The sequence below is a fragment of the Okeania sp. genome (assembly GCF_983059655.1).
Genome location: NZ_CEZPJD010000002.1, coordinates 20,748 through 32,617 on the forward strand (window position 1 = coordinate 20,748; position 11,870 = coordinate 32,617).

9 protein-coding genes are annotated in these 11,870 nt (G+C 37.0%); 1 reads left to right on the forward strand and 8 read right to left on the reverse strand.

Translation table 11 applies throughout. The annotated features are described in order from the left end of the window. Window positions 1–54: 54 nt before the first annotated feature. The 4 genes from AC3DU7_RS00415 to AC3DU7_RS00430 all read right to left on the reverse strand — a co-directional run bounded on the left by AC3DU7_RS00415 (window position 55) and on the right by AC3DU7_RS00430 (window position 4,875). Window positions 55–1,419 (reverse strand): ATP-grasp domain-containing protein, encoded by a 1,365-nt coding sequence (locus tag AC3DU7_RS00415; RefSeq protein WP_488037396.1) that lies wholly within the window; start codon window positions 1,417–1,419, stop codon window positions 55–57. A gap of 236 nt (window positions 1,420–1,655) precedes the next feature. Beyond that, complete coding sequence (gene panD / locus AC3DU7_RS00420) at window positions 1,656–2,012, reverse strand: aspartate 1-decarboxylase (protein ID WP_488037397.1); 357 nt, start codon at window positions 2,010–2,012, stop codon at window positions 1,656–1,658. A 440-nt stretch (window positions 2,013–2,452) separates the two neighbouring features. After that, window positions 2,453–3,301, reverse strand: coding sequence for an O-methyltransferase (locus AC3DU7_RS00425; RefSeq protein ID WP_488037398.1), 849 nt, complete (start codon window positions 3,299–3,301; stop codon window positions 2,453–2,455). 230 nt (window positions 3,302–3,531) lie between these two features. After that, window positions 3,532–4,875 carry a sedoheptulose 7-phosphate cyclase gene (locus AC3DU7_RS00430; RefSeq protein WP_488037399.1) on the reverse strand — a complete coding sequence of 448 codons (1,344 nt, stop codon included), beginning with the start codon at window positions 4,873–4,875 and terminating at the stop codon, window positions 3,532–3,534. Between the two features lie 2,302 nt (window positions 4,876–7,177). Here AC3DU7_RS00430 and AC3DU7_RS00435 point away from each other — a divergent pair. Further along, window positions 7,178–8,035, forward strand: coding sequence for a pentapeptide repeat-containing protein (locus tag AC3DU7_RS00435; RefSeq protein WP_488037400.1), 858 nt, complete (start codon window positions 7,178–7,180; stop codon window positions 8,033–8,035). 245 nt (window positions 8,036–8,280) lie between these two features. On the opposite strand, the gene AC3DU7_RS00440 is transcribed toward AC3DU7_RS00435, so the two are convergent. From AC3DU7_RS00440 to AC3DU7_RS00455, 4 genes are all read right to left on the reverse strand, one after another. Further along, the gene (locus tag AC3DU7_RS00440) at window positions 8,281–8,760 is read right to left on the reverse strand and encodes a hypothetical protein (RefSeq protein ID WP_293086154.1); all 480 of its coding nucleotides are present in this window, start codon (window positions 8,758–8,760) and stop codon (window positions 8,281–8,283) included. Between the two features lie 92 nt (window positions 8,761–8,852). Beyond that, a complete protein-coding gene (locus tag AC3DU7_RS00445; protein ID WP_488037401.1) occupies window positions 8,853–10,085 on the reverse strand; it encodes an RNA-guided endonuclease InsQ/TnpB family protein in 1,233 nt (410 codons plus the stop codon). Between the two features lie 139 nt (window positions 10,086–10,224). Continuing rightward, entirely contained in the window at window positions 10,225–11,172 is a 948-nt protein-coding gene (locus tag AC3DU7_RS00450; protein ID WP_488037402.1) for a F0F1 ATP synthase subunit gamma, read from the reverse strand. An 86-nt stretch (window positions 11,173–11,258) separates the two neighbouring features. Next, the gene (locus AC3DU7_RS00455) at window positions 11,259–11,390 is read right to left on the reverse strand and encodes a hypothetical protein (protein WP_488037403.1); all 132 of its coding nucleotides are present in this window, start codon (window positions 11,388–11,390) and stop codon (window positions 11,259–11,261) included. Window positions 11,391–11,870 lie beyond the last annotated feature (480 nt).

Genomic DNA, 11,870 nt, shown 5'->3' on the forward strand with positions numbered 1-11,870 from the left:
TCCGCGTCCCTGCGTCTATCGAGAATGAAATAGCCCTGACATAAATCTAATTTATTAATCTCCGCCTAATTCTACTAATTTTCCAATATTAAAATCAATTTTTACCCACCCTTTTAATTTTTGCAGATTACTTAACAAAAGTAAAGGAATTTGCCAATGATGTACCATCAAAAATGGTAAAGGGTCATTCACTTGAAAAATACCATCTGTTCCTTGAAAAATTCTGTTAATCCAAGTGTTTAATTGCCCTAAAGATCTAATTCCTGTCAGTCGCCATAATTCATGGTAAGTCCAATAAGTAGGTTTACTATTTGGCAGTGGTATTAGTGAGGCTTCATTTTCATCTTTACTATCTTTCAAATAAGCATCTGCTACTCCTGGATGGTCGTGAAATGTAGTAATAGCTGAGTGAGTCCTGGGATTACATTCTATTGGATAAACTCGACCATCTTCTGTTTCAATAAAGTCGAAGGAAATTTGCCCAGTAATATCTAATTCTCTGACAAATTTTTCTACCCATTGATAGATTTGAGGTCGATCTACATGATGATAATTAACTTGAAATTCTGATGATTCGCAACAACAATAAAGTCTAGTTTTACCCTTTCTGACAGTGCTGTGGGTACAATATTCTTTACCTTTCACAAATTCTTGCATAATCCAGGGTCTCTGTTCGCTAATCGGCAAATTATTGACAAATTCCTCCATTTCTGCTTTAGAATTCATGGGCAGTTTTGTCATGTCTAGACGACGCACTGAGTCATAGGGAATGCTTTTGAGAATATATTGACTCCCATCAGTAGCAAAGTCAAAACTGAGAACTTGTTCGGGGTTTGTAATTAAAAATGATTTAGGTACAGACAAACCAAAACTTTTAGCTTTTTCAATAAATGTAAATTTATTATCTAATAGTTGCGTAATTTCAGCATCAAAATGCAATACTTCACAATGTTCTGATAAAAGCGGTTTTGCTAAAGACTCATAGTAGCTTCCTGCCGGACTAGATACTGGGATAAATACATCTATATTTTCTTTTTTAATAATCTCTAGTAATCCTTGACAATAGCCATCCCAATCTTTGTGGGGAAAGGGTAATGTATAGAAGCCTGTAACAGCATTAGAAAATCTATTTCCTGATAACCAATATTTATTTGCTTCTAGCAAAAAAACTTTGTGTCCTGCTGCATGGAATGAACGGGCAAGTTGCAAACATTTAGTCATTTTTGCACCCGTAATTAGAATGTTTTTTGGGTTTTCAGCTACTACTTTTTTTTGAAAAGGTTTACCGATCAAATTCCAGAGCAGCGATGGTATTACTTTTAGTAAATTAAACGGTAAAACAATTAACAATAAAATCAGAGTACCGATATTTTGGAACAGTGCGTAAGCACGTCCTTGGACAAATAAAATTACTGCCATGTTATTTATTTATAATCAGGAAAAAAATGTTAACTAGCTATCAGCTTTTTGGGCTTGGATTAAAATCCCAACAATCCCAAGCGCTGGATAGTTGAGGAGGGATGAAAATCCCTTTTCGGTCTGGAATGCTCCGCAAACGAGGGAGTAAAAAAAAATGATTCTACTGAGTACTGGACGCTGATAGTTTCTTTAAGTTTTAGAGAACAAAAATTTAGTTGCAGAGCTAAATCTAAGTATTAGTTTTTCTGTAGAGGATGATTATTTTTATCCACTAAAATAACTTGAGGACGATGTAGAAGTGCTTCTTCTGGTGTCATTTGAGCATAAGCGATAACTATTATCTCGTCCCCAACAGCATTTATTCGGGCTGCTGGACCGTTGAGGCAGACAATACGACTACCCCATTTACCCGGAATAGTATAGGTTTCTAGCCGTGAACCGTTATTGACATTAACTACTTGTACTTTTTCATAAGCTAAGATACTGGCAGTTTTGAGTAGCTCTTCATCAATGGTAATTGAGCCTTCATAGTATAGTTGTGCTTCGGTTACTGTGAGCCGATGCAGTTTACTCTTAAAAATTGTCAGTAGCATTTGATTATCATTCTTTATATCAGTAACACTTATGATGTTACCGAATATTCAGGAGTTATAGTAGTTAAAGGAAAGGGTGCGGCCAGATTAAAAGCTTAAAACTCAAACAAAGTAAGATTTATCCTTCTTCCTTGTGCTATATATCCAATTATTGATTAGGTTAATAATACCGTTACTAACCGTTCTACTAAACTTACCCAAACTTACCCATACACGATAACCTCCGGTTAAGCGTAAGCTATCGCATAAGCTTTGGAGCTAGCTTCCTGTTTTCCTACGGAATGCTGCGCAAACACAGAAGACCACCGACCGCAGTCTGTAACTTATCTTCTCCACAGGCTTAAATTCGCTTGGAACTCAAGCTACTGATTCACATAGTTTTTCAGGTTGACAGCAGCATTAAAATCTCTGTCAGCCTGAAAACCCTCGTCAAACCATAACTACTTTCGCTTAATAATAGTTACCCCATCTCGTAAAGGTAGCAAAACTTGTTCTACTCTGGGGTCTTCTGCAACAAAGCGGTTAAATTGAGCGATCGCTTCTCCATTAACAGCACGCTTTTCTGGTGGCAGATAAGGCTGCCCTTGCAATAAAGTATTATCAACACAAATAAATCCGTTTGGTGCTAATAAATTTCTATCTAAGAGAATTTTGAAATATTCTATATACTCTCTTTTATCAGCATCAATAAACACTAAATCAAAAGTTTCTCCAGCATCTGCCAGCTTCTTCATAGTTTCCAAAGCAGGTGCAACTTCGACTGATATTTTCTTCCCAGCGGGAGACTTTTCAAAACAAGCTTTAGCAAACTCAGCTACATATTGATCGACTTCACAAGCAACTTCAAGTCCATCTTCTGGCAGTGCTTCTGCCATTGCCAATGCAGAATACCCAGTAAACATTCCTATTTCTAGGATACGTTTCGCCCCAGTCATGTGAACGAACATTTTGAGAATTTGCCCCTCAATATGCCCAGATAACATTTCCTGTTCTAACTGGCGTACTGTTTCGCCATCAGAAAATCGTAAATTCCAGGGTTCCCGGCGAGTCTTTTCTGCTAATGCTGCCAAAGCATCTGACTCCTGGGTAGTATTTTTCTCTATGTAGGGGTCAAGACCTTCTGCTAATTGGTAAGCATCTTTAATAGCCTCAGCAAGTTTAGCAGGTATTTCTACATTTTCTGCCATCTTGACAGTTTTCTCAAGTTGTTCTACTAAAATACCTAATGGTGTAACTGGTCTGGCAGTTTCTGTCTTTACAGAAGTTTCTATATTTAGAACGGTTGTCATATTTCTATTCCATTACTATTGAATAAGTACGATGGGCAAAGACTAAATCATCCATAATATGCATCTACGGAAACTAAGTTTTAGCCTAAGCATTACAAAGCTTTGAGATTAATTATCGCAGAGGTCTAATGAAAATTTTGCAGTCTTTGTCTACTGTTGTTCTTTTTTTCAAAAGGGAGCAGAGAAGAATTTTTCGTTTTCTCTACCCCACATCACAACTTCTATTTATTTTACTCCAAACCAAGATCGCTCAAATACATCTGTTCGCCTTTTCCTTCATTTGGCAAAGACATACAAAGGTTCTTATGTTTCTCCACAGAAGATATTAATAAGTCTGAGGGGACTTCTCCAGCAAAACTACAACTACCAATACCTGTAGGTAAAGGTGCCCATAATCCAGTACTACCACGCTTGCGACGCATATTTTTCTGTCCTTGAATCATCAGATCGCTGTCTTCGAGGATAGAATGATAAACTGATAAACCAAGAGAAGAACATAGTGCGACTATTCTGTCGCGTTCGCCTTTTTCTAACCAACCCATTTCCATTGCCAAGGTAGCTCCAAAAGCCATACCAATAGTAACAGCATGACCGTGCATCAATTTGGCAGCTGGCTCAAACTTCGGACTCCAGGTGTGACCGTAGGCATGAGGTCGGTCTTGATAGGTCTCAAACATATTTGTTCCCTCATGCTTCATGTAGGAATACAATGCTCGATAAATGACTTCATCAGCTACTTTAACCAGTTTCTCATCAGCATCAAAGTTAGCAAAATGGGTTTCAAGTAAGCGTGGGCCGTATTCTTCTAATAGATCGAATAACACTGGGTCATCAGTTACTGCCATTTTGATAATTTCTGCCATCCCATTGCGAATATGACCTTTTGCCAAAGTGCGGAATAAGCTACGGTCTACTATAGTTATCACAGGAGGGTGATAGGAACCAATACTATTTTTAAATAGCTGACCATTTGTGCAGGTACGAGGGGAGGGTCCAGCATCAATAGCTGCAACAATGGAACTTCCAATCATCACATAAGGCGTTCGTCGGTGCTGCAAAGCACAAGCCAAACCTGCTACATCGCTGAGTACGCCACCTCCGATAATTAGCACAGGTTCGTTGCGGGATACATCGCAGCCATCTTTACCTAAGAATTGGAGTATCCGCTGGACTGTTTCTGGAGTTTTGTCTGATTCCCATGCACGACAGACTAGAGTTTCTAGGGGAATCTCATTGTGCTGAAAATAAGCTTTCAGTGATTCTCCATAAAGTTCATCAACTGTTTGATCGACAACTGCTACACAACGACCACGACTTTTGTAGATTTCTGCTAACACTGGGTTAGATGGGTCTAAGACTCCATATACCAACTTTACTTCTGACTTGAGAGTAAAGGTTGCAGAAATCTCAAACGAGCGACCATCTTCTACCGCTTTTATTTCTCCACGACCATCGTACCACTCTGAGGTTCGGTACTTCTGTGCATGATCACGCCGAATACTGGGGTCAAATGTGAAGTCTGGCTTGCTGACTTCTTCAGTTAATGCTGTGGGAGGTAATATTGTGTTGGTCATAATTTTAGTTAGTTAATTGTTTGCTCTGAATTTTTACTTCCAATCGCTCTTAACTTATTACAGGATAGAAGTTTCTGCTTGCACTTCAAGTTAGTGTAGCAGCATATTATAGCGCATTAGTACATCACTGAGGTGGTTTTTAGGGATATTACTACTTGCTTAGAGAAGTTTTTTCATTAACACTAATTCAACAACGAATAGTTCATAATTCATAATCAATAATGACTTTTTATTCACAGGAAGAATACTGACTAATATCAGTTTCATAGGATTTTGCTACAGTAGTTTGTTTTGCTGGTGGAAATCTAGATATCAATACTGTAACTACCTTTGTGTGAATTTGGTACAAAAAGGCATAAGAATGATTTCTTCCCTTAAAGGGAGAGGCTTTTAACCTCAAACTATTAATTATTCAGTGAATTATTTTTGCTACCACAGTATTTCTGAACAGTATACTCTAGTACTGACTGTAATCATAGTTTAGTACATTTATAGTTGCTTTTGATCGCTATCTACGAAATATCTATGAAGTCCTTATAAATACGTTGAAACAATTTTAGACATCATAAACATAGACAATCTTTGTAAAATCTAAAGATAGACTAACGCTATAGATTTAGAAACTCCTCTTTTCAGAGGTTGACTATGTGCTAACGATCCCTATTTTGTCAATGCCAAAACCTATTACAATTTCCTGATTTAATAGCAAAACTGAATTGATGTCATCATTGGTGTTTTCTTGTTATTTTACTTCTTCTCAAGATTATACTAGAAAGCCGATATTCTTGTCTATCTCCTAACTTCCACTTCAAATTACAACCGTGATTCACGTTTTGATCTGGATTTAACGGCTGCTGGATAGATATTATATTTAGCATAGTTGTCAAATCCTTATATTGATGACTAATTGACTGAGTTGGTAATTTTAATTATGGCGACGTGAATCTAATTTACATTTATGTTTGCGATCGCTTTTTATTCTTTACCAGTTTGAGTTATAAACTACCTCGTACTGCAGGAATATTTTAGTAGCATTACTAAAATAACTAGCTTAATGTATGCCTGAAGGCAGGCCAGATATTAAGATTCTACACTTTCAACACTGTTAGGAGGTTGGAACTTTCTGTCTCCTTTCAGGGAAGCCACCCTAAAAAGAGCCTTTATATCCTTAGTGTCATTTTCATGAAAATTTGTAGTGAGGAGTGCGTTTTCTCCCACTTTCCAAACTTCATTTTACTATATTGGAGTTTTCGCCAACACATTCTACAGGTTTGCAGTGTAGCTATTTTCTCCATTCATTCAATAAAATTGGCAGAGCCGTTATATATATCGCCAAGATGCGCTGACGCTTTTAGTAAAATCCTCAAATTAGGGACAAATTAGGGACACTCAAATTTTTGGACTATACTAATAATTTCACTTTTGATTTGCAATGGCTAGGTCATGGCTCTTCAATATGTTGATTGTTGTTCTTGTCTGTAGTTTAACTCTTGATTCGCATTATTTTACTTTATGTTAAGTTAGTCTTTATTAATTTTTAATAAGTATATATAAGTTTAATTAATATTCTGTATATGTATGATATTTATCTGATAAGATATTGACTTTTGTTAACTTTAATTTGAAATATAATAACTTTTACTATAGTCATAAATACTTAGTACTACATCAGCAAAGTGTTCAATCCCATATTCAGCACCACAAAATGTAGTATAGAAGAAGGGGATCAGGAGACAGGAATTTTAGAAGAAAACCATAGCTGCCGTGATTGATTAATCAATCAAGCAAGTATTTATGCTTAATTATTTAATCGGAATTTGATGAAAGAAAAAAGTAATTGAGATGATTTGCGTAGTATAAATACTTACCAAGCCACGGATTTACATACTACTTTTAATGATACAAATTGAAGTGCGGAACGTGGGTTGAATAAGTAGGGTTTGCTGAAAAAGTCTTTTAGTAGGGTTAGGAGACAGGAGAAATGGGAATTATAGAGGAGGTAGTCGGAAAAATTGTAAGAGTGATTTTTCTGCCATAATCGTCCCAAAATACTTGCTTTTTGTAGCTCTTTGAGTTGAAAAGCTGGCACTTTTTTAGACAAAAAAATGCTATATTCGTTCTGAATAAGTTGTGACAAATCAAAAAGTAGATAAAAAAACTGAAACTCCTATCTTTTCCCTGTTCATTGTTCTCTGTTTCCTAAAAGCGGTAAGATTTTTATAAACAAATAAAATAGGATTGCTATAGCTATTACTCCATAGCAGAAATATATAAATATCTCTAAGAAATTATCGAGCAAAAAATGGCAAATACAGAATATCTAGCCCTACTTAATCAGGGTATAATTTCATGGAATGAATGGAGACAGAAAAATCTACATATACAACCAGACCTTACTAATGCCAACCTCAGAAATATTAATCTGCAAAATATTAATTTCCAAGGAGTAAATTTAACAGAAGCTAATCTCTGTTTAACTCAATTAACAACAGCTGACTGTAGTGATGCTAATTTAACTTCAGCTCAACTAATTAATGCTAACCTTACTTCTATTAATCTTCAGGGAGCTAACTTAAGATATACTAATTTTATTTCTGCCGATCTAAGACAGGCTAATTTAATAGATGCCGATTTAGTGAGTGCAAATTTGATTGGAACTGATTTACAAAATGCTATTTGTCGATATGCTGATGCTACTTCAGCAGACCTGAGAAGAAGCAACCTAGCAAGAGCAGATTTAATGGAAGCTAACTTCAGTTATGCTAATCTGAGTAATGCTAATCTCCATGAAGCTGAATTGATTGGGGGTTATTTTTACCAGGCTAATTTGGACAAAGCTAATCTGATTGAAGCTCATCTTAGTGGAATTCATCTATCAAATGCTTCTCTAAAGGAAGCAAATCTTTATAAGGCAGATTTGAGATTTGCAAACCTCAAAAAAGTTAATTTACTAGATACAAACTTGAGGGGGGTTTATTTCCGAGGAACTAATTTAAGTAGGGCTATCTTAATTAGGGCTGATTTGAGAGGTGCTGATTTGAGAGGAGCTAACCTAAATCAAGCTAATCTTACTGATGCTTTGATTAATGATATTAACCTTTCTGAAGCTAATCTTCAGGAAACAATTATGCCTAACGGTAAAGTTAATTATAATGATTAACCTTGATATTTTTAGTCTTTTAAATATATAGTATAAATACTACCTATATTTGATATTTGAATAGGGAATTCAATATTTAAAAAAACAGGGAGAAGCTAAAGATTTAATATAGTTTTTGTAAGTAGAAAAATAATCATCTAGATTGAACAACTCATCTAAAAAGATGATAAGCCATATTAAAATTTCAAGACAGATTCTAAGACCGGGAAAATAAAAAAACTGAGTGCTAATAACTAATTACAATATTATTCGCTAGGACCTTCTAGTATTTCTTGTACTTCATTGTTAGTTTTGCCTAAAATTCTTGCTATAGGTCCTACTAAGTTTGTATCTACTGCCTTGCCTGCATAAATATCCTTGAGCTGTTCGGGAGAGATTTTATGAATATCACAGAATTTAATAAATTCATGGCCACTAACTTGTAGTTGTTCTTGCCTTTCTCGTAGCAATAGGGCAACCGCTCTTGGTCCATATTTAGGTCGTTCGGCTAGAGCTATATACTTTTGCATTAAGTCATTGACCCTGCTTCTTTTTCCTCCCACCCGTCGCAGTAAATCTAAGCAAGCTAGTCTCAAAGCTTTGCGTAGTCTTTCCTGCTCATTCATAACTTCTAGAATTTCTTCGGCATATTCAGGCTTACAAATGCCCACTAACTCTCCATCATTTAAAATTGGTACATAGAAACCCATTCCACATTCCCAAGATAATTCTTCATTTGTAGCCATACCCAAGCCTCCTGCTTTTCTTTAATTTGCTAGAATTTAGATTGACATCCTCTCCCATTAAATAGAAGATTATAACAGGAGATTCCCAAATCTCACGATTTAGGTTTACTGCTTGAGTGGCACTTATCTAGATTGAAAACAACCCCCGACAGTACGCCTACACAGTCAATTTGCTCCACGATCTGCCCGACCGCAGTGACACCTCGATGGCAAATCACTTTTGCTACTGCTACATCACGGTTGATTTCGTATTGGCATTCAGGACATTTATGTTTGCGTTTAGACAGATCTTTTTTACCTGTATACGCTCCACAATTTGGACAAATTTGACTGGTATATCTGTAGTCTACCTTGCCCAAATAAACCCCTCGTTTTCTGCATATCCGAGCCAAGATATGGAAAAACTGACCGAGCCCTGCATCTAAAGTATGTTTACCTAACATTCCTTTGGCCCAGGTTGTCAAGTCTAGGTTTTCCAGAAATATCATTCCAGCTTGGTCACATAAATGATGAGCTAGTTTAAAGTGAAAGTCTTTTCGGGTGTCTGAGATTTTTTGATGAAGTCTTGCTATCTTTCTGTTAATTTTGTGTCGATTCAGTGAACTAGATGTTTTTAACTTTAATCTACGTTGCAGTAATCTCAACTCGCTGTGTAGTTTGGTTAAAAACTTTGGACGTTCATTCAATTCACCATCAGAGGTTGTTAAGAACTTGTCAAGTTCAATATTAATACCTAATGGATGTCCAGAAGCAGGTGTATCCAGAATAGTAACGGGACTTTGTAGAGAAACAATTGCAAAATATCCACTTGCTCGTCTGACCACTCTCACCTGTTTCAGTTTAAATCCTTCTGGAATAGGGCTAGATAACCTCATCCGAACTAATCCAATTTGAGGTAGTTTTATATACTCGTTTGAGATAGGATTGTTTTTAAACTGGGGGGATACAAAAGACAGCATTCTGTATTTGTTCTTAAAGCGTGAGAACCCATAACCCTGCTGTTTCATGTTGCTAAATGCTGTTTCTAAGGTCTTGAGTACTTGCTGTAAGACTTGGGAATTTGTTCTTTTCAGTGCTGAGTTATTAATCTTGGCTTTAGTTAAGCTAGCTACTTGTCTATTGTAGTTAGAGTAAGGTGCATCCGGAGGAATTATATACTCTTGATGCAATGAACAAGAATTAACTGCGCATTTCCTACTATTTATCCAGTCTTTCCACTCTCCCAAAGCATAATTCCACACCTTTCTACAGACCGCCAACATATCCTCTATGATGGCCACCTGCTCTGGAGAAGGGATTAACTTAAATTCGTAGGTTAGTGTCATCATGTCCGCATTGTATAATGATTCTATCTGAATGGAGTGCTTATTGTTTGTTTGGTCGCGATTTATCTCCCGGTAAATCGGAGATTATACCGGGAGTCCTCAAAGCTCAATTTTTGATAGAATTTTCCACAGTAGCTGATTATTCTAAAGCACTAGCACCGCCCACAACTTCCAGAATTTCTTGAGTAATAGCAGCTTGACGAGCTTTATTATAAGAAAGAGTTAATGTGCCAACTAATTCACTAGCATTATCACTAGCATTACTCATTGCTGTCATCCGAGATGCCAACTCACTAGCAGATGATTCTTGCCAGGCTCTCAATAACTGGTTAGTTAAAAATAATGGCAAGAGAGCTTCTAAAATTTGTGTTGGGTCTTGCTCAAAAATCATATCCCGGGGAAAGCTTTTAGTAGGTGCTGTTACTTTGTCCCGTGATACTTCAAAGTTACCACCTTTGGTAGTTAAACGGAAGATTTCATCATCTTGAACCTCTAAACCTTGAGGGTCTAGAGGCAAAAGAGTTTGAATAACTGGTTTAGAGCTAATTAGTGAAATAAATTTGGTATAAACCAACTCTATTCTATCTACTGCTCCTGAGAGAAAATCAGCAAGTACTTCATCAGTAACTGCTGAAGCATCATCAGCCGTAGGAATTTTTTCAGGATTATCATAAGTGTTTAAAATTGGAGCTTCCCGACGTTGGAAATATTGAATTGCTTTACGTCCAACCAACAAATATTTATAATCGATTCCTTGTTGTTTTAGTTCATTAGCTCTGATTTCTGCACGTTTAATGATGCTGCTGTTATAGCTACCACATAGACCACGATTTCCAGAAATTACTAATAACCCTACTGTTTTAACTTCCCTTTGTTTTAGTAGAGGTAAATCTACACTTTCAAATTGTAAACGTTCGGCAAGTCCATATAAAACTTGAGCAAGGCGGTCGGCAAAAGGCCGAGTGTTAATCACTTGTTCCTGGGCACGACGTACTTTAGCCGCGGCCACTAGGCGCATTGCTTCTGTAATTTTTTTAGTGTTTTTGACCGAGTTGATGCGATCGCGAATAGCTTTTAAATTAGGCATAATTTTGTATAGGAAGAAGTAACAAGTAACAAGGAAGAAAGAAGAAGGGAACTCTCAACTGCTCAACTAAACTTAGCTAAACTTACTCAAAAGCTTGAAAGCTTAGTTGTTCGTAGTGGATCGACCACTACAGGGTTAAACGGCAAACCCTTTATTCCTTGGTCAAAGACATCAGGAATTACATAAGAGATAAATCTATAGAGATTGGCCTTTGACATCCTCTCCGGCCTATTAGCGCAGCTCCTCCGGAGGAGGCAAGAGGCAGGCACGAAGAATTCCTACCGAGCTGTAGCTCTTCGGTGAATTGAAGTTTTGCTAGCACAAAGATCAGCTAACATTGGCTGTAGCTACCTTGACGGTAGTCTTACGCTTGCCTCCGCTTCCGTTTTGTGTCTCGGAATGCCCACCCGCGACTTTCCGTAGGGATAACTAAACCAGAGATTATTTCTGACTTCTGTACGGGTGTTTTGCTGTCGCATAACGGAGTTAACGCTCTGCGAGATGTAAAGCTCCGCTTTGCTTTAGCTTTCTGGCCTTTAGCTAGCGCACAACTACGTTAACGCCCCCTACTGAATTTTGACTTGCGCGTAGCGCCATATCAGGAAAACAAAAAGCCTGGCTGCTGATATTTGAGTATTAATTACTACATCTAACTAATAATTAGTGGCTAGTTGCTTTTGAGCATTAACAACTAACCA

Excerpts from the sequence above, each read along its gene's own strand:
- AC3DU7_RS00415 (WP_488037396.1), bottom strand. The coding sequence starts at position 1,419 with ATGGCAGTAATTTTATTTGTCCAAGGACGTGCTTACGCACTGTTCCAA.
- panD (WP_488037397.1), bottom strand. The coding sequence starts at position 2,012 with ATGCTACTGACAATTTTTAAGAGTAAACTGCATCGGCTCACAGTAACC.
- AC3DU7_RS00425 (WP_488037398.1), bottom strand. The coding sequence starts at position 3,301 with ATGACAACCGTTCTAAATATAGAAACTTCTGTAAAGACAGAAACTGCC.
- AC3DU7_RS00430 (WP_488037399.1), bottom strand. The coding sequence starts at position 4,875 with ATGACCAACACAATATTACCTCCCACAGCATTAACTGAAGAAGTCAGC.
- AC3DU7_RS00435 (WP_488037400.1), top strand. The coding sequence starts at position 7,178 with ATGGCAAATACAGAATATCTAGCCCTACTTAATCAGGGTATAATTTCA.
- AC3DU7_RS00440 (WP_293086154.1), bottom strand. The coding sequence starts at position 8,760 with ATGGCTACAAATGAAGAATTATCTTGGGAATGTGGAATGGGTTTCTAT.
- AC3DU7_RS00445 (WP_488037401.1), bottom strand. The coding sequence starts at position 10,085 with ATGACACTAACCTACGAATTTAAGTTAATCCCTTCTCCAGAGCAGGTG.
- AC3DU7_RS00450 (WP_488037402.1), bottom strand. The coding sequence starts at position 11,172 with ATGCCTAATTTAAAAGCTATTCGCGATCGCATCAACTCGGTCAAAAAC.
- AC3DU7_RS00455 (WP_488037403.1), bottom strand. The coding sequence starts at position 11,390 with ATGTCAAAGGCCAATCTCTATAGATTTATCTCTTATGTAATTCCTGAT.